17 protein-coding genes and 1 pseudogene are annotated in these 17,943 nt (G+C 69.5%); 7 read left to right on the forward strand and 11 right to left on the reverse strand.

Translation table 11 applies throughout. The features are described from left to right. The 6 genes and pseudogenes from APY03_RS43555 to APY03_RS10345 form a co-directional block, all read right to left on the reverse strand. Nucleotides 1-686 (reverse strand): annotated as a pseudogene (locus APY03_RS43555) (glycosyltransferase); the annotation flags it as partial. Next, nucleotides 674-1,816, reverse strand: coding sequence for a glycosyltransferase family 4 protein (locus APY03_RS10325; protein WP_068676458.1), 1,143 nt, complete (start codon nt 1,814-1,816; stop codon nt 674-676). The pseudogene APY03_RS43555 and the gene APY03_RS10325, both read right to left, overlap by 13 nt. Continuing rightward, nucleotides 1,806-2,861 carry a Gfo/Idh/MocA family protein gene (locus APY03_RS10330; RefSeq protein ID WP_232081186.1) on the reverse strand — a complete coding sequence of 352 codons (1,056 nt, stop codon included), beginning with the start codon at nt 2,859-2,861 and terminating at the stop codon, nt 1,806-1,808. The genes APY03_RS10325 and APY03_RS10330 overlap by 11 nt, the downstream gene beginning before the upstream one ends. A gap of 22 nt (nt 2,862-2,883) precedes the next feature. Continuing rightward, a complete protein-coding gene (locus APY03_RS10335; RefSeq protein ID WP_068676460.1) occupies nt 2,884-3,840 on the reverse strand; it encodes an MDR/zinc-dependent alcohol dehydrogenase-like family protein in 957 nt (318 codons plus the stop codon). Then, entirely contained in the window at nt 3,822-4,961 is a 1,140-nt protein-coding gene (locus APY03_RS10340) for an NAD-dependent epimerase/dehydratase family protein (RefSeq protein WP_083944262.1), read from the reverse strand. Before APY03_RS10340 ends, APY03_RS10335 begins: the two co-directional genes overlap by 19 nt. Next, nucleotides 4,958-6,076 carry an NAD-dependent epimerase/dehydratase family protein gene (locus tag APY03_RS10345; RefSeq protein WP_068676462.1) on the reverse strand — a complete coding sequence of 373 codons (1,119 nt, stop codon included), beginning with the start codon at nt 6,074-6,076 and terminating at the stop codon, nt 4,958-4,960. The genes APY03_RS10340 and APY03_RS10345 overlap by 4 nt, the downstream gene beginning before the upstream one ends. 222 nt (nt 6,077-6,298) lie before the next feature. Between APY03_RS10345 and APY03_RS10350 the strand changes: the two genes are divergently transcribed. Next, the gene (locus APY03_RS10350; RefSeq protein ID WP_068676464.1) at nt 6,299-7,450 is read left to right on the forward strand and encodes an inositol-3-phosphate synthase; all 1,152 of its coding nucleotides are present in this window, start codon (nt 6,299-6,301) and stop codon (nt 7,448-7,450) included. Next, nucleotides 7,447-8,412 (forward strand): glycosyl hydrolase, encoded by a 966-nt coding sequence (locus APY03_RS10355; RefSeq protein ID WP_068676466.1) that lies wholly within the window; start codon nt 7,447-7,449, stop codon nt 8,410-8,412. Before APY03_RS10350 ends, APY03_RS10355 begins: the two co-directional genes overlap by 4 nt. Here the strand turns inward: APY03_RS10355 and APY03_RS10360 are convergent. Further along, on the reverse strand, nt 8,372-9,442 hold the full coding sequence (locus APY03_RS10360) for a UDP-glucuronic acid decarboxylase family protein (protein ID WP_083944263.1): 1,071 nt from the start codon (nt 9,440-9,442) through the stop codon (nt 8,372-8,374). The two genes, APY03_RS10355 and APY03_RS10360, sit on opposite strands and share 41 nt — an antisense overlap. A 177-nt stretch (nt 9,443-9,619) precedes the next feature. On the opposite strand from APY03_RS10360, the gene APY03_RS43560 reads away from it, so the two are divergent. From APY03_RS43560 to APY03_RS10385, 5 genes are all read left to right on the forward strand, one after another. Beyond that, nucleotides 9,620-11,644: a hypothetical protein gene (locus tag APY03_RS43560; protein ID WP_068676468.1), complete on the forward strand. Its 2,025-nt coding sequence runs from the start codon at nt 9,620-9,622 to the stop codon at nt 11,642-11,644. Nucleotides 11,645-11,809: 165 nt separating this feature from the next. Beyond that, nucleotides 11,810-12,088 (forward strand): hypothetical protein, encoded by a 279-nt coding sequence (locus APY03_RS10370; RefSeq protein WP_068676470.1) that lies wholly within the window; start codon nt 11,810-11,812, stop codon nt 12,086-12,088. 62 nt (nt 12,089-12,150) lie between these two features. Next, on the forward strand, nt 12,151-13,569 hold the full coding sequence (locus tag APY03_RS10375; RefSeq protein ID WP_068676472.1) for a homospermidine synthase: 1,419 nt from the start codon (nt 12,151-12,153) through the stop codon (nt 13,567-13,569). A 1-nt stretch (nt 13,570) separates the two neighbouring features. Continuing rightward, complete coding sequence (locus tag APY03_RS10380; RefSeq protein ID WP_083944264.1) at nt 13,571-14,875, forward strand: NAD(P)/FAD-dependent oxidoreductase; 1,305 nt, start codon at nt 13,571-13,573, stop codon at nt 14,873-14,875. A gap of 109 nt (nt 14,876-14,984) precedes the next feature. Continuing rightward, nucleotides 14,985-15,347, forward strand: coding sequence for a hypothetical protein (locus APY03_RS10385; RefSeq protein ID WP_068676474.1), 363 nt, complete (start codon nt 14,985-14,987; stop codon nt 15,345-15,347). A 34-nt stretch (nt 15,348-15,381) separates the two neighbouring features. On the opposite strand, the gene APY03_RS10390 is transcribed toward APY03_RS10385, so the two are convergent. The 4 genes from APY03_RS10390 to APY03_RS10405 all read right to left on the reverse strand — a co-directional run bounded on the left by APY03_RS10390 (nt 15,382) and on the right by APY03_RS10405 (nt 17,733). Then, on the reverse strand, nt 15,382-15,609 hold the full coding sequence (locus tag APY03_RS10390) for a hypothetical protein (protein ID WP_068676476.1): 228 nt from the start codon (nt 15,607-15,609) through the stop codon (nt 15,382-15,384). Between the two features lie 16 nt (nt 15,610-15,625). After that, entirely contained in the window at nt 15,626-16,465 is an 840-nt protein-coding gene (locus APY03_RS10395; protein WP_174262828.1) for a ZIP family metal transporter, read from the reverse strand. Between the two features lie 88 nt (nt 16,466-16,553). After that, nucleotides 16,554-17,165, reverse strand: coding sequence for a hemerythrin domain-containing protein (locus APY03_RS10400; protein ID WP_068676478.1), 612 nt, complete (start codon nt 17,163-17,165; stop codon nt 16,554-16,556). Between the two features lie 70 nt (nt 17,166-17,235). Then, entirely contained in the window at nt 17,236-17,733 is a 498-nt protein-coding gene (locus APY03_RS10405; RefSeq protein ID WP_068676480.1) for a hemerythrin domain-containing protein, read from the reverse strand. Nucleotides 17,734-17,943: the final 210 nt, after the last annotated feature.

The raw sequence follows: 17,943 nt of genomic DNA on the forward strand, positions 1-17,943 counted from the left end.
GCATGCGCCGGATAGCGCACGCCATGAATGCGAGCCCGCAGCTGCAGCTGCCGCACCGGCTCCAGCAGGAACTCGCCGAGCTCGGCCTCGCGCTCGTCGTCGCCCCAGTTGCCGATCCACACCAGGTCGCCCTCGCGGGCCAGGCCGTCGATAGGGTGGAAGCGGCGCACGTCTGCCGCCTCGTGCCAGGTCCATGCCTGGCGCGCCCAGCCGCGAGCGCGGTACAGGTCGCGGATCACGTTGCCGAAAGCGAGCACGCCGTCGTAGTCCGACAGGTCGTAGCGTGCCATGTCCGGCGCATCGGTCACGCTGCGGTGGTGCGTGTCGTGGAACAGCAGCCGGTAGTGCCGGTTGGCGCGGCGGTGCAGGCCGACGCGCCGGACCAGCGCATGCGAGTTCCACTCGTGCATGAGCACCAGGTCGGCGCCGTCCAGCGCCTCGTCCAGGTCGAGCGTGGCCTCGTCGTAGAAGCGGCTGCGCAGCTCCGGGTAGGCGCGGGCGAAGGCCGCGAGCGCGGGCTCGCCGTGCTCGGCCTGCAGGTTCATGCGGCTCCATGCGTCCCGCGGTTCGTAGACCGCGACCGAATGGCCGCGCGCGGCGAGCTCGCTGCAGACGCCGCGAAGGAAGTGGGCATTGCCGTGGTTCCAGTCGGACACGAGCGAGTGGCAGAAGATCACGACGCGCATGAGAACTCCTCCAGGTGCGGCGCCCGCGGCGACGGGGCGCCCGCGATCAGTTGGCGGTAGGCCCGGCGGTAGGCATGCGCCATGCGCGCGGGCGTGAAGCGCAGCGCGCGGGCGCGCGCGCTGCGGGCCAGCGTGCCGCGCAGCGACGGCTGCTCGATCAGGCGCACAAGCGCATCCCGGAGTGCGTCGTGATCGTCGGGCGCCACATAGAGCGCGGCCGGCCCCCACAGCTCGCGCAGGCTGCCGATGTCGCCGAGCACCAGCGCGCAACCCGACAGCGCCGCCTCGAGTGCGCTCTGGCCGAAGGGTTCGTAGCGCGCGGGCAAGGCATAGATCGCGGCCTGCGACATCTGCGCCGCCAGCGCTGAAGGCGAGAGCTCGCCGAGCAGCTGCACGCCGCGCGTCTCGCGCATGCCGCCGCCGGGGCTGCCGGGGCTGCGCATTGAACCGGCCACGCGCACCGGCCAGGGAAGCGCGGGGGCCACGGCCTCGAGCGCGGCCAGGTTCTTGGCCTCGTCCCAGAGGCGCCCCGCCGACAGCACCATCGGCTGCTTGGCCGCAGGCCGGTAGGCCAGGGGACTGCGCCCGTTGGGCAACACCAGGCCGGGCCGCGCAAGGCCGTGGTTCCCGGCCAGCGAGGCGAGCATGGCGTGCGTCGGCGCAGCGACCAGGCCGGCGCCGGCCAGGCCCGCGGCCACCGCCTGCCGGTAGCGGTCGAAGCTCGCCGGCGCGCTGCCGCCACGCACCGCGCGCCACCACGACAGCACGCACGAATGCGCCACCACGAGCGTCGGTGCCTGGAAGCGCAAGGCGCCGAAGGCGAACTGGTTGAGGTGCACCACGTCGGGACGCAGCGCATGGTCGAGCTGCTGCAGCCAGCGGCCGGCGGCAGCGACATCGTCCCAGGGGTCGTCCATCCATTCGAGCCGCCATGTGCTCTCGTGCAGCGAGAGCGCCGGAATGCCCGCCGCCTGCGCCCGCTGCGCCGCAGTGAGGCGCGCCCCCATGCTGGCCAGCGTGACGCGCACGCCGAGCGTGCCGAGCCCCGCCGCCAGCTCGAGCGCATGGGGCCAGACGCCGCCCACGCAGTCGGCCGTCATCAGGACGTGGCGCGGGCGTTCAGCGGCCATAGATCGCATCCAGCACCGCCGCCACCTCGGCCACCCGCGCCACCTCGGGATCGAAGCCCGCGCCGGCCGCGAGGCGGCGCGCCCAGTCCACGGCGGCGCGACCGCCCCAGTCGTCGGGGGGTTCGGCCAGCAGCGTGGCCCGCGTGCCGTCCAGGCGCTCGGCCACGAAGTCGTAGAACGAGCCGCGCAGGTTGCGCAGGCGCGCGCCGCCGCGCGTGCCATGGAAGCTCGCCTCGATGACGGCATCGCAGCCGGCGTGCAGGTTCCACGAGCAGGCGAGCCGCGCGAGCGCGCCGCCGCCCAGTTCGAGTTGCGCCACGGCGTGGTCTTCCACCACCGACGGCCGGGGGCCGATGCGGCGGCCCTGCGACCAGAGCGTGCTCTGCACCTCGAGCACGCGCGGGAAGCCGAGCGTCCAGAGCGCCAGGTCCACGAGATGAATGCCCAGGTCGATGACGCAGCCGCCGCCCGAGCGCAGCGGATCGCGGAACCACGGCTTGTCGGGACCATAGGCGTTGTGGAAGACCAGGTCGATCGCGTACACCTCGCCGATGCCGCCGCCGGCCACCAGTTCGCGCACGCAGCGCATCGCGGCGGTGTGCCTGTACGACAGGTCGACTCCCAGCAGCAGTCCGGCCTTGCGCGCCGCATCGATCACGCGGGCGCTCTCGCCGGCGGTGCGGCCCAGGGGCTTCTGGCAGAAGACCGCCAGGCCGCGGGCCAGCGCGGCTTCGGCCTGCTGCGCATGCAGGGCGCTCGGCGTCGCGATCACGATGCCATCGAGCGCCTCGTCGAGCAGCGCATCGAAAGACGATGCGGGCGCCGCCTGCGGATGCGCCGCCATCGCGGCGCCGAGCGCCTCCGGCCCGGCATCGCACAGCGCGGCGACCTCGGCCGCGCCGGCAGCGGCGATGGCCTCCATGCGGTGCCGGCCGATCCAGCCGACGCCGAGGAAGCCCAGGCGCGGCGTGCGCTTGCCAGCGGACGGGACGACGGCAGGGCTCGCCGGTGCGCTCTCGACCATCAGTTCGCTCACTTCGCCCACTTCGTTTCCTCCTGCGTCGATGTCAGGTGCTGGTGACCACGGCCTTGAGAAATCCGTCGGGCCGATTGCGCGTGAGCTCCAGCGCTTCGCCGAGCCGGTCGAGCGGGAGGCGATGCGTGATCAGCGGGGCGGGGTCGAGCACGCCCGCGGCCATCAGGTCGATGGCGGCGCGAATCCCTTCGACGTAGCGGGCCGGGTCGCGCTCGTGCGCGTTGACCACGTCGATGCCGCGCCAGTTCCACAGCTGCAGGTTGACCTGCCGCACGCCGTCCTGGTGATAGCCCGCGATCACGAGCCGCCCGCGCTCGCCCGTGAGCTCGCCGGCGAGGTCCAGCGGCCACTGCAGCCCGACGGCTTCGATGACGCGTTCGCACCAGCGGCCTTCGGTGAGCCGCTTCGCCTCCTGGAGGATGCGGGCGTGCTCGTCCATGAGGATGGTCTCGGCGGCGCCGGCTCCGCGCGCCACCTCCAGCGCAAAGGGCCGGCGCGAGATGGCGATCACACGCGCACCGGCGTTCGCGGCCAGTCGCGTGAGCAGGGCTCCGAGGAAGCCGATGCCGACGATGGCCACCGTCTGGCCTGCCTCGATGCCGCTGCGGCGGATGATGTTCACCGCGCAACCGAGCGGCTCGCCCGGCATGACGGCATGGTCGAGCTCGGGCGGAATCGGCACCACGGCCTGGGCATCCGCAACGTCGTACTCGGCATGCGCGCGGTAGCTCAGCGCGGCGACCCGCATGCCCTTGCGCAAGCCCTGCACGCCCTCGCCGACCGCCGCGATGCGGCCCCAGCCTTCGTGTCCGGGCGCCCCTGCCGCCTGCGGATAGTCGAACCACGAGCGGCCCTCCCACAAGGGCAGGCTCGATGCGCACACGCCCGAGCCTTCGAGGCGCAGCAGCACCTGGCCGGGTCCGGGTGCGGGCCGCTCGACGCGCGCCAGCATGGCTTCGCGCGGCGCGCTTATGACGCCGGCAAGCATCGGGGTTCCCAGCCGGTACGGTCTTCGGCCGCAAGGCTTGCGGGCACGGCTTCGCGCGTCTCGCGCAGCCAGCCGTAGAGCCGCTCGATGCCTTCGGCAGCGCCGATCCGCGGCGCCCAGCCCGTGGCCTCCCGGAAGCGCCGGATGTCCGAGACGTAGTAGCGCTGGTCGCCGGTGCGCCAGCCGCCCGCCTCGGTCCGCGGCCGGGTGCCGTCGAGCCGCTCGATGTGCTGGAGCAGGTCCAGCAGGCTGATGACGTTGCCCGGGCCGCCGCCGATGTTGAAGGCCTGGCCCGAGAGCCGCCCGACGTGCCTGTCGGCCAGGAGAAAGGCCTCGACGAGGTCGTCGACGAAGAGGATGTCGCGCACCTGCCTGCCGTCGCCGTAGATCGTGATCGGCAAGCGGTCCAGCGCGCGCAGCAGGAAGTGCGCGACCCAGCCCTGGTCTTCGGTGCCGAACTGGTGCCGCCCGTAGATGCAGCTCATCCGGAAGACCACCGTCTCCAGGCCGAAGCTGCGCGCGTAATCGTGCACGTACTGGTCGGCGGTGCCCTTCGAGCAGCCATAGGGGCTGTGGAAGTCGAGCGGCCGCGTCTCCGGGATGCCATGCGCGGCGAGCTCCTGCGACACCGGTGCGTAGCGCTGCCCGCGCAGTTCCAGCGCGATATCCTCCAGGCCGCCGTAGACCTTGTTGGTCGAGGTCATGATCACCGAGGGCGGCACGCGCTGCGCGCGCGCGGCCTCCAGCACGTTGAGCGTGCCCTGCGCATTGACCGAGAAGTCCTCGCGCGGATCGACCAGGCTGGTGGTCACCGCGACCTGCGCCGCGAAGTGGAACACGCGGCGCGCACGCGCGACGGCACGCTCCACCGCCTGCGCGTCGCGCACGTCGGCGACGGCGATCTCCAGCCCTTCGCGATGGGTGTCGCGCAGCCAGGCCAGGTTGCGCTCGACGCCGGCTCGCGAGAGGTTGTCGAGCACGAGCACCGGCTGCTTCTCGGACAGCAGGCGGTGTGCGAGGTTCGCGCCGACGAAGCCCGCGCCGCCGGTGATGAGCGTGAGCCCTTCGCGGGTCGCACCGCCATGGAGGACCCTGACCTTGCTTCCATTGACCCGCGTCATATCGCGAGCCCCCGCGCATCGAGTTCGGCGCTCGCCTGCGCCACGCGGTCGACGGCGGCCTGCCCTTCGAGCCAGGCCGCCAGCTCGGCCAGGCCGTCGTCGAGCTTCACCTGCGGCGTGTAGCCGAGCATCTCGCGCGCCTTCGAGATGTCCGCGAAGCAGTGGCGGATGTCCCCCACGCGGTACTTGCCCGTGATCTCCGGCTGCAGATGCTCCTTGCCGGTGACCGCGGCCAGGCGCTGCGCGATCTCGCGCACGGTGCAGGCTTCGCCGCTGCCGATGTTGAAGACCTCGCCCGCCGCTGCCGGCGTCTCCAGCGCAAGACGGCAGGCACGGGCGATGTCGTAGACGCTGACGAAATCACGCTGCTGCCATCCGTCCTCGAAGATCCGGGGCGCGCTGTCGTTCAGCAGGCGCGAGGCGAAGATCGCCAGCACGCCGGTGTAGGGATTCGACAGTGCCTGCCGCGGGCCGTAGGCATTGAAGAAGCGCAGCGCGACCGCCTTCATCCCGTAGGCGCGGGCAATCATCAGGCACATGCGCTCCTGGTCGAACTTGGAGAGCGCGTACACCGAGGCCAGCGCGGGCACCTTGGTCTCGGGCGTCGGCGCGGGCAGGAGCGGGGCGCCTCCCTCGTCGCGCCATTCCCACTCGGCGCGGCGCAGCTGGTCGAGCGAACGCTCGCCCACGACGCGCGTCTCGCCGCGAACCGTGCGATACAGGCCTTCTCCGTAGAGGCTCATGCTGGAGGCGACGATCAGCTGCGCGACCGGCTTCTCGATCAAGGCCTCGAGCAGCACTGCGGTACCGAGGTTGTTGGTGCGCGTGTAGTGCATCACCTCGTACATGCTCTGCCCGACGCCGACCGCGGAGGCGAAGTGGAAGACGGCATCGACGCCGCGCAGCGCGCTGCGCACCGCCGCCGGGTCGCACACGTCGCCATGCATCAGCTCCACATCGGGGTCGAGGTAGTCGGGCCTTCGGGCATCGCTGCCGTGGACCTGCGAGGCGAGGTTGTCGAGGACGCGCACGCGAAGATTGCGCGCAAGAAGTTCGTCCGCGAGATGAGAGCCGATGAAGCCGGCCCCTCCGGTTATGAGTGCGAGCTGCGACATGGAAGTCCCTGTTGTTGTCGAGTTGACGGACCGGTCGGGCATGAGAGCAGTCGACCGCTGCTGGGGACCGAGCGTGTTGTGCAGACATCGCGGCATCTGTGCGATGCAACTGACGCAGGTGTAGGAACAAAGCTCCGTTACGCCACTGCTGAGCTGGGGTATGCGGCATGCGCGCAGATGATGGAGGCTTGCATCAACACAGAGCAGAGAGGTCATCGATCCATGAACAAGATTCGCGTCGCGATCATCGGCGTCGGCAACTGCGCTTCGTCGCTGGTGCAGGGCGTCCACTTCTACAGCGATGCCTCGGGCACTGCGTTCGTGCCCGGCTTGATGCACGTCGATCTCGCGGGCTACCGTCCGTGCGACATCGAGTTCAGCGCGGCCTTCGACGTGCATGCGGGCAAGGTGGGGCTCGACCTGGGCGAGGCGATCCTGCAGGCGCCCAACAACACGATCCGCTTTGCACAGGTGCCGCAGCTCGGCATCGAGGTGCAGCGCGGCCCCACGCTCGACGGCATCGGCAAGTACCTGCGCGACGTCGTGCCGCAGGCACGTGCCAAGCCGGTGAACGTCGCGCAGGTCCTCAAGGACAGCGGCACGGACGTGGTGGTCTCGTACCTGCCGGTGGGATCGACCAAGGCCACCGAGTGGTATGCCGAGCAGGTGCTCGAGGCAGGCTGCGCCTTCGTGAACTGCGTGCCGGTCTTCATCGCATCGTCTCGCCATTGGCAGCAGCGCTTTGCCGAACGCGGCCTGCCGGTGATCGGCGACGACATCAAGTCGCAGGTGGGCGCGACCATCGTGCACCGCATCCTCACCGACCTGTTCCGAAAGCGCGGCGTGCAGCTCGACCGCACCTACCAGCTCAACTTCGGAGGCAACACCGACTTCCTCAACATGCTGGAGCGCGAGCGCCTGGTCTCGAAGAAGATCTCGAAGACGCAGGCGGTGACCAGCCAGCTCGGCCATCCGATGAAGACCGAGGACGTGCACGTGGGGCCGAGCGATCATGTGCCCTGGCTCACGGACCGCAAGTGGTGCTACATCCGCATGGAGGGCACCACCTTCGGCGACGTGCCGCTCAACTGCGAGATCAAGCTCGAGGTCTGGGACTCGCCGAACTCTGCAGGCGTGGTGATCGACGCGGTGCGCTGCGCCAAGCTGGCACTCGACCGCGGTATCGGCGGGCCGGTGCTGGCGCCGGCCAGCTACTTCATGAAGTCGCCGCCGCAGCAGTTCACCGACGACGAGGCACGCGAGCTCGTGGAAGCCTTCATCCGCGGCGATGCCGAGGCGCTCGCGCCCGCGCGACCGGCAGGGGCCGACGCCGAAGCGGCGGTGGCGCCCGAAAGCAAGAGCAGGCAGACATGATCGAAGCCGTCAAGTTCTGGAACGAGCCCAACAACAAGTCGCACTGGGACCTCGAACTCGATCCGGAGTGGAGCGCCTATTGCGCGATGGTCAAGGAGGCCTCGGCGGCGGTGCGCGCGGAGAACGCCGAGCTGGTGCAGGTGCTTGGCGGCATCTCGCCGATCGATCCCTTCTTCATGCAGCGGCTGCGCGACCAGGGCGCGCTCGACGGACTCGATGCGGTGGCGGTGCATGGCTTCCCGCTCGACTGGAACCACTGGCAGATCGGCGAGTGGCCCGCGCGCATCGCCGAGATCGAGGCGGTGACGCCCTTGCCGGTGTGGGTCACGGAGGTGGGCATCTCCACCTTCGGCGCCGAGGAGGTGCAGGAGTTCGGCCTGCGGCGCACGGCCGAGCTGCTGCTCGGTCGCGTGCCGCGGATCCACTGGTACTCGCTCTACGACCTGCCGAAGGCGTGGCCGGCCACGACGCGGCACCGCGAGGCCGAAGGGTCGAGCTACTACCGGCACTTCCACATGGGCTTGCTGCGCGAGGACGGCTCGCCCAAGCTGGCCTGCCGCCAGTTCGAGGCCTACACGCCCGAGATGGGCATCTGCCAGTGGTTCCATTTCGAGGACCATCGGCTCGACGACGCGGTGCGATGGCTGCGGCGGCTCGGCGTGCGGCGCCTGCGCACCGGCCTGAGCTGGGCCGACAGCTGCCGCGCCGGCGCGGACCGCTGGTTCGACCGGCAGATGCGGGCGCTCGAGGACTTCGACGTGACGCTGACCTTCTGCTTCACGCCCGAGCACCGGGGCGTGGCAGCGCACCACACGAGCCCGCCGCTGGTGGCCGGCGAGTACGCGGAGTTCTGCGCGCGGATGGTGCGGCGCTATGCGCCGGGCCTGCGCAGCGTGGCGCAGCCCTTGGCGCAGCCGTTTCTCAAGCCTGCGCCGCGCGACGCGCCTTCGCCCTCGGCTTGAGATGCTTGGCGACAGTCGCCGCAGCGGGCGCAAGGTGCTGCGGCGCGCTCGCGGCAGTCGCCTGCATCGCAGCGGTTTCGCCGAGCAGGCGATCGAAGTAGGCGATGGTCTTCGTCAGCCCTTCCTCGAGCTGGATGCGAGGCTGCCAGCCGAGCGCATCGCGCGCGAGCTCGATGCGCGGCTGACGCTGCAGCGGGTCGTCCGAGGGCAGCGGGGCGAAGCTGAGCTTCGAGCGCGAGCCGGTCAGGCGGATCACGAGCTCGGCCAGCTCGCGGATGGTGAACTCGCCTGGGTTGCCGATGTTCATGGGGCCGATGCCCGCGGTCTCCGATTCCATGAAGCGGTGCAGCCCGTCGATCAGGTCGTCGACGAAGCAGAAGCTGCGCGTCTGGCTGCCCTCGCCATAGACGGTGATGGGCTCCCCGCGCAGCGCCTGAACGATGAAGTTCGACACCACGCGGCCGTCGTTGGGATGCATGCGCGGGCCGTAGGTGTTGAAGATGCGCGCCACGCGGATGTCCACCGCGTGCTGGCGGTGGTAGTCGAAGAACAGCGTCTCGGCGCAGCGCTTGCCTTCGTCGTAGCAGCTGCGGATGCCGATGGGGTTGACGCGGCCCCAGTAGCCCTCGGGCTGCGGATGGATGTCCGGATCGCCATAGACCTCGCTGGTGGAGGCCTGCAGGATGCGCGCATGCAGGCGCTTGGCCAGGCCGAGCATGTTGATCGCGCCATGCACGCTGGTCTTGGTGGTCTGCACCGGATCATGCTGGTAGTGCACGGGCGACGCGGGGCAGGCAAGGTTGTAGATCTGGTCGACCTCGACGTACAGCGGGAAGGTGACGTCGTGGCGCATGAGCTCGAAGCGCGGATGCTCCAGCAAGTGCTCGATGTTGCGCTTGGTTCCGGTGAAGAAGTTGTCGACGCACAAGACCTCGTGGCCCTCGGCGATCAGCTTCTCGCAAAGATGGCTGCCGAGGAAGCCGGCACCGCCGGTGACGAGGATGCGGCGTTGGGCGTTGTAGATGCGCATGGCGTGTGCTCGCTGAAGTTGAAGTCGAAGTGGAGGGTTGAGGTGCAGAAAAACCTAGCAGAGTTTTCGATGGCGAGATACCGGACGAAGCCCTTCGGCGCGGTTGACCCTATTGATGAGCTGCCGCTCGCAGCGCGTTGCATTCGAAGGCGCTAGTCTGCTTTTCGTGAAGACCTGATGCTCATCTATGCAGACGCGGTGCGCCATGAAGACGCTGGCGCCGTACTCGCCCGCCTGCGGCGCAGCCTGCGGGAACTCGCGCTGCTGCCGTCAGGACTTGCGCGGCACGCACGCCTCGTCGGTGCGTTGATCGAAGCCGGCGAGTTCGCACAGGGGCTGGCAGATGCACGGCACGTCAGCGCGGATGCGGCGATGTCGCTCGTGCACGCGCTGGCCGAGTGCTGCGCGCTCTCGTGGGACAGCGATTTCGAACATGACGGCTGCGTGCCGGCCGCCGCGCTTGCCGCTTGCGCGGACCGCTTGCCGCAGGAGCCGATCGAACTGAAGCGGCCCGAGGGCTATGCCTACTACGCCCTCTATCCCGAGAGCTACCTGGATGCGGCGCGGCACCTGCACGCGCCGTCGTCGCAGGTGTTCGGCATCCGAAGCATCGGCACCAGCCTGGCAGCCATGGTCGCGGCAGGCCTCGGCACTGCATGTCCGAGGACCTTGCGGCCGAGCGGGCATCCGTTCGCACGGCAGTTGGCATCGGACGCGAGGGCGATCGACATGCATGCGGCGGCATTCGCGGTGGTGGACGAAGGGCCCGGGCTCTCGGGCTCTTCGATGGCGGCGGTGGGGCGATGGCTCCTCGACGCGGGCGCCGCGTCCGGGCGCCTCCATTTCTTCGTCGGTCATGCGAACGGGCCCGGCGCGATGGCGAGCCCGGATGTGCTCGCGGTGTGGCGCCGCGCACAGGTGCATGCGGCGAGCTTCGAACATTCGATCCTGCGTTCGAAGCGATCGTCGCATCGCCTGGAGAACTGGATCGCCCCGCTGGTCGGGCCGCTGCGGGCGCCGCTGCAGGACATCTCGGGTGGACGTTGGCGCGGACTGCAGAGCCGGCCCGCCGGCGAAGCGCCGCCGGTGCATCCCGCCTGGGAGCGCCGCAAGTTCCTCGCAGAGACCGCGAACGGCCGCTGGCTGGTGAAGTTCATCGGCCTCGGCCGGGAAGGGGAACGCAAGTACCCGCGCGCGAAGGCCTTGGCCGCGGCCGGCTTCGTGAACCCGCCCGTGGGGCTGTGCCACGGCTTCATGGTCGAGCGCTGGCGTGACGACCTTCTGCCGCTGCCGGCTCGCCCGGCCGGAGAGCTGCGCTCCCGGCTGGTCGATCGCATCGGCGACTACCTGGGCTTCCGCGCGCGTTCGTTCCCGGCTGCCGAGAGCGCCGGCGCCTCTGTACGCGGTCTTTGGGAGATGGGTCGCTTCAATACGCAGGCCGCGCTGGGCGCTGAGCTTGCCGCGGCATGGGACTCGTGGGAGCCGGAACTGGAGCGCCTGTCGCGTGCGCTCTGTCGCATCGAGACCGACAACCGGCTGCATTCGTGGGAATGGCTCGCGGCGGGCACGCTCATCCTCAAGACGGACGCAGTGGACCACCATGCGGCGCATGACCTGGTGGGCTGCCAGGACCTGGCCTGGGACATCGCCGGGGCCGCGGTGGAGTTCGAGCTTTCCAGCGAGGAGGTGGCGCGGCTGGTCGCGCGCTGCGGCCGCGCGCCGGACCCGGCGCTGCTGCGCTTCAGCCGGCTGTGCTATCTCGCCTTCGAGCTCGGCCGCTGCCATGAAGCCATGGCGGCAACCGCTGCCGCAGACCCACCGATGCAAGCCGCCGCCGCACGCTACGAGGAGGCCTTGCGCGCGGCGCTCGCCTCCACGTCGGTTGCGACGCCAGCGCGCAGGAAAATGTCCGACTCCGTCACGGCTTCTGCGCTCGCGCTGCGAAGCACGCCGGCGGAAGATGTTGCACCCATGGCTCCACCGACTTCAGGAGGTGACATGGAACAGCAGCACAAGCAAGCCCAGCAACAGCAACAGCAACAGCAGGCCGTGCCACCGCCGGACGAGAACGGTTCGTCGGTCGCCGGCGAGGAAGACCCGGGCGCCGCGGTCGAACCCGCGACGCCGCAGGCCGGCGACGAGGCACCTCCCGGCACGCCGGGAACCGGCGAAGCAATCTGCCGCCGCTGCGGTGGCAGCTGACGCGTTTCCGGCGGCGAGTCCTGCCCCGACTGCGGCGGCACCGGGCACGTGACGGTCGGCATCGGCGGCGCCTGAACGAGGCTGCGAGGGCGGGCATGGAGCTTGCCACTTCCTCCTGGATCGGACAGTCGGCATCGTGCCGCCGCCGAAATCCGGAGGATTGGCATGACGAGCGCGGACAGGAAATTGGCGCCGGTCGACCAGGGAGCGATCAACAAGGCCTTGCACGACTTCGACTACCAGGGGTGGAAGGTCAAGGTGGAGTTGGATGGCGGCAGTTCGGAGGGGATCGTCTCCGGGCATGCGGATCTCTTCGAGCAGTCGAGGTTCGTTTGCCGGGTCATGCTGTCGGCACGCCACCGTGACGGCAGCAGCGCGATGCAGGCGCTGGCCCGCAAGGCACGCGAGCTGATCGACCAGCGGCAGCTGCAGGGCAACGACTGATCGGGCAAGGCAACTCCGCCGGCTTTGCGTGTAAATCGTGCAGTACATCTTTCCAGCAAACGATGGCCAGAAGCAATTCGAAGACACGGTTGAAGGGGCTGCTCATGATCGGCTTCGGCGCCATGGGCCAGGCAGTGCTTCCCCTGCTGATGCGGCACTTCGAGCTCGACCCGTCCGAGGTGAAGATCGTCAAGACCCGGGAGGACGAGAGCGGCGTCGCTGCCGAGTACGGCGTGGAGGTGATCGTCTCGAAGCTCGAAGAGGGCAACCATGCCGCAGTGCTCGAGCCGCTGCTGGTCGAGGGCGGCTTTCTGCTCAACCTTTCGGTCGACGTGTCGAGCCTCGCACTGATCAGGCTGTGCCGGCAACATGGCGTCCTCTACCTCGACACCTGCAACGAGCCGTGGGGCGGGCGCTATGACGACCCCTCCCTGCCGCTGTCGCGGCGCTCCAACTACAGCCTGCGAGAGGAACTGCTGGCCTACCGGCTGGACAAGCGCAACGGCCCGACGGCGGTGGTGACGCAGGGCGCCAATCCGGGCCTCGTCTCGGCGCTGGTGAAGCAGGCCCTGCTCAACATGGCGGCGGACAACCGGATGCAGCTCGACGAGGTGCCGGCGAGCTACGAGGAATGGGCGGCGCTGGCGCAGAAGCTGGAGATCAAGGTCATCCACATCGCCGAGCGCGACACGCAGACGGCGAAACAGCGCAAGCAGCGTGCCGAATTCGTCAACACCTGGTCGGTCGAGGGCTTCGTCGACGAGGGCCTGCAGCCCGCGGAGCTCGGCTGGGGCACCCACGAGCGGCACTGGCCGGCGGATGCCGAACGGCACGGCTTCGGCAGCGACGCCGCCATCTACCTTCGGCGCCCGGGCCTGGCGACCCGGGTGCGCAGCTGGACGCCGCTGGAGGGCCCCTACCACGGCTTCCTGGTGACGCATGCCGAGTCGATCTCGATCGCGGACCACCTGAGCCTGCGCAAGGACGGGGAGGTGGTCTACCGCCCCACCGTGCACTACGCCTATCACCCTTGCGACGACGCCGTGCTGTCGCTGCACGAGCTGGCCGGAAAGAACTGGCAGCAGCAGCACCGGCACCGCATCGTGCGAGACGAGATCGTCGAAGGCATGGACGAGCTGGGCGTGCTGCTGATGGGCCACCCGCGCGGGGTGTACTGGTTCGGCTCGCGGCTCACCATCGACCAGGCGCGCGCCCTCGCTCCCTGCAACAACGCCACCACCCTGCAGGTGGTGGCGGGCATCCTGGGCGGCATGGCGTGGGCCCTGCGCTACCCGGATGCGGGCCTGGTCGAGCCCGACGATCTCGACCACCGCACGGTGCTGGAAGCGGCCCTGCCCTACCTCGGCGAGGTGGTCGGCGTCTGGGGCGACTGGACGCCGCTGAAGGACCGCAGCCCGCTCTTCGACGAAGACAAGGACCCCGGGGACCCGTGGCAGTTCCTCAATTTCCGGGTGAGCTGAATTGCTGTTGCGCAAGGAACTCGGCGTTGTCGAGAACTCCTACTACGAGGCGAGCGTGGAGCGCCCGCCACCCGCGCAGCCGCTGGCGCACGTCGCCTCGGCCGACGTGTGCGTGGTGGGCGGCGGCTACGCGGGCGTGTCGGCCGCGCTGGAGCTGGCCGCGCGCGGCTACGCGGTGACGCTGCTGGAAGCGCAGCGCATCGGATGGGGCGCTTCGGGCCGGAACGGCGGACAGGTGATCGTCGGCTTCGGCTCGGACGGCGAAGCGGCCATCGAGAAGCAGTTCTCGCGCGAGGATGCACGGCGCGCGTGGGAGGTTTCGGTCGATGGCCTGCGCCTGCTGCGCGAGCGCATCGCCGGCCACGGCATCGAGTGCGACTGGCGAGACGGCTATCTCAGCCTGGCGGTCAAGCCGGCGAAGTCGCGCGCATTGCGGGCCTGGATGGATCACGTCATGCAGGTCTACGGCTGGCCGCTGCAATGGATCGAAGGCAGCGACCTCGGTGGCTGGCTGGCCAGCGGCCGATTCGATTCCGGTGCCTTCGATGCCGGCTCCGGCCATCTGCATCCCTTGAAGTACTGCCTGGGCCTCGCCGCCGCCGCACGTGCCGCAGGCGTGCGGTTCCACGAGAACTCGGCGGTGCAGAGGGTCGAGCGCGGCAGCCGGCCGGTGGTGCGCACCGCGCAGGGCGAGGTGCATTGCGACTTCGTGCTGCTGGCCGGCAACGTGTACCTCGCGGAGTACGGCGACGACGTCGCGCCGGAGGTGTCGTCGCGCATCATGCCGGTGGGCACCTACATGATCGCGACGGAGCCGATGGGCCGCAGCCGCGCCGACGCGCTCATGCAGAGCCGGGCCGCCGCTTCGGACACCAACTTCGTGCTCGACTATTTCCGCCTGAGTGCCGACGACCGGCTGCTGTTCGGCTCCGGCGACAGCTACAGCGGAAAGACGCCCCGCCGCCTGATCGACAAGATGCGCGACGGCATGCTCGGCGTGTTCCCCCAGCTCGCCGACCTGCGGATCGAGCATGCTTGGGGCGGCTTCGTCGACATCACGATGAACAAGGCGCCCGACTTCGGCCGGCTGCACTCCAACATCTACTACCTGCAGGGCTTCTCGGGGCATGGCGTCGCGATGGCAGGCATGGCGGGCAAGCTGGCCGCCGAGGCGATTGCGGGACAGGTGGAACGCTTCGACCTGTTCGCGCGGCTGCGGCATCGCGCATTCCCTGGAGGAGCCCTGCTGCGAACGCCGGCGCTGGTGCTGGGGATGCTGTATTACCGGCTGCGCGACGCGATGTAGCGTTGGACTACAAGCAGAAAGGACCGATGCCGGGTCCCGGGGACGGGCGGATATCGAACATGGAAGGCAATGAACCCAGGGTGTCTGGGTCGCACCATCGGGAGTCGCCATGAACAAGTCCTTGAGTTCCTGCTTTCGCCGAAACGCCAATCTGCACTGGGGCCTTTGGGCCCTGGCGGCAGCGGTCGGCCCGGCCATGGCCCAGCCGACCGGCAACCCGAAGGGGACCGCGCCCCTGAGCGCGGAAGGCAACAGCGCGAAGCCGCCCGCCACGCGCAAGCGCGATGCGGGCCGGCCGGAAGAGCGGCGCGTGGAAGGCGCGGAGAGTTCCACTCCCAAGGCCGTCCGGGAAGGTCACCTGCGCACGCCCGGCGTCGGGACTGCCGGCGGGCTCACGGGTCGGCATCCGGGCGACGGCTCGACCAACCGCACCACGCAGACCGATCAGGCGCCGCCTGTGAAGAAGCCCTGAGGGGTATGCAGGGCCCTGCGCGGCGGCCTGCTGCTCACGGCTCGGTCTTGCGCAACCCTCGGATGTTGAGCACCGCGAGACAGACCTGAAGCGCGATCAATGCCCATGCGCGACTGGGGATTCCCCACGCGATCCAGAGGACGTTGCTGACCAGGAAGATCCAGAAGCCGGCGTTGCGTCGTGTGCGGGTGTTGGACGCCACCAGGTAGGCGGCCGCCACGGACGCGGCGAATGCAGGCCATTGGATCCAGTCGAGTTGCATCCGATCGGAGCGCTGATCAGCCCAGCGCGGTGTCCAGCACCATCATGACGACGAAGCCCAGGACGAGCCCGCCGGTGGCGGAGGCCTCGTGCCCCTGCCGGTGCGATTCGGGAATGACCTCGTGGCTGATCACGTACAGCATCGCGCCTGCCGCCATCGCCAATCCCCAGGGGAGCATGCCGGCGGAGACGCTGATGAGCACCGCCCCGAACACTGCCGCCACCGGCTCCACCAGGCCGGATACGATGCCCAGCCCCACCGAGGCGAGCCGCCCGTAGCCAACGCCGCGCAGCGCCAGCGCCACGACCATGCCTTCCGGCACGTCCTGGATGGAGATGCCGGTAGCAAGGGCGGCAGCGCCGACCGGATCGGTGCCGGCAAAGGCGACGCCGATGGCGAGGCCTTCGGGCAGGTTGTGCAGCACGATCGCCAGGACGAACAGCCAGACGCGCCGCAGGGTGCGCGCCTGCGGGCCTTCGAGCCCCTTCACGAAATGCTCGTGCGGCACGGCCCGGTCGATGGCCAGCAGCAGCAGTGCACCCAGCACGATGCCGCCGCCGACGATGCCTCCCGCGCCCCACGCACTGGCCCCCTGCGCCTTGGCCGCTGCCAGGCCCGGGATCACCAGGGAGAAGGAACTCGCCGCCAGCATCACGCCGGCGCCGAAACCGAGCATGGTGTCGTAGCTGCGCTGCGAGAACTTCTGCGACAGCAGCACCGGCAAAGTGCCGAGGGCCGTCGCCAGCGCGGCAATGGATCCGCCGAGCAGCGCCCCCTGGATGCGCGCGTCTCCGCGTGCCAATGCGTCGAACGCCTCGTGGGCGAGGATGACGAGGCCCGCCAGGACGATGGCCATGCCCAGCCAACGCCGCAGGGGCAGCCGGCCGCGCGGGCGCAGATGCAGCGATGCGCCGCCCGATGGCCACCACGGTTCCACGGTCAGGTCACCGATGGAGGGTCTTCATGCGCGGCAGGTGGCGCCGCACGCGCCCGGACCGGCTGGCCCACAACAGGCCGAGCGCCGCGAGCCCGGCGATCGACAGCGCCGCCGTGTTGCCCGAGACCGCGCGGCCCATGTCGAGCGCGATCTCGCCGCTTCGTGGCGCGACGAGCTGCACGCGGCGCTTGGTCATGCGTGCGCCCAGTTCGCCGAGGCGGTCGCCCAGCAGGCGCTCGGCCGCGGGCAGCACGATCGTCTCCTCGTCGGCCACGTGATGCAGCACCTCGCGCATCAGCGCCATCACGGTCTCGTCGTAATCGACGGCCTCCGGCTCCATCCGGCGCAGCATCCCGATGAGCCGCTTCATCTCCTGGTGCTCGGCCATGCTCTCGCGGATGAGCTCATCCTCCGCGACCTCGCGCACCGCCGGGTAGAAGATCTCTTCCTCGAGGCTGGCATGGACTTCCAGCGCGGTGCAGATGGTGGAGGCGAGGCCCTTCTTCACGCGGGGCGGCGCACTGGCCTTGTATTGGTGGAACGTGGACATCACGTGCGTGTGGTCCAGGCGAATCATGTTCGTCGCGGTGGGCAACAAACGGGAAACCAGGTTGTTCATGGCGTGCTCCGTTGCTTGCGCAAAAAAGGCGGTGGCCAGGCCACCGCCAACCACGTCGGGAAAAAATGGGTCAGGCGGCCGCGCCGGTGAGCTCGCCCATCAGCTCTTCCTTGCGCGCCTCCAGCTGCTCGCGCATCGCGACCAGGTCGAGCCCGCGGGCTGCGCGCGCCTTGACGAAGATCTCGTTGCGCTCTTCCTTCACATGGTGGTCGATGTACTCGCCGAGCACCGTGACCTTGGCGTCGAACTTGTCGTCGACCTCGGTCGCTTCCTGGATCTGCCCGATCAGGTCCTTGGCGCTCGCATGCTCGACCTCGGCTTCGTCGAGCAGGTCGGTTTCCTTGATGGCCTCTCGCAGCGCCGGATAGAAGATCTCTTCCTCGATCTGCGCGTGCACGGTCAGCTCCATGCAGATCTCGTTGGCGAGCTCGCGCTTCTTCTGGGACGCGCTGGCCGCCTTCGAACTGGTCAGCGTCTCGTACTCCTTGAACATCTTCTTGACGTTGCGGTGGTCGGTGTCGAGCAGGCTGCAGGCATCGGGCTCTGCGCGTTTGGTGGTGGTGGGCATCTTGGCTCCATGGTGGGGTGGTTGCGGGGAAGCAAAGCTTGTGGCGACGCAATCGGCACTTGCGTAGGAGCGCGCCGCGGAGAAATGTCGATAAAGCGGAAGCGGCAGGAGCGCGTCACTCGCCGACAGCTCATCCGTGGCGCGGGGGGCGCCGCTGCGCGAAACCTCTGTCGTCCTACTTGCCGGGCCGGGGCTGCTCATGTCTGATCG

Source organism: Variovorax sp. WDL1, from assembly GCF_001541225.1.
Taxonomy (GTDB): Bacteria; Pseudomonadota; Gammaproteobacteria; order Burkholderiales; family Burkholderiaceae_C; genus Variovorax.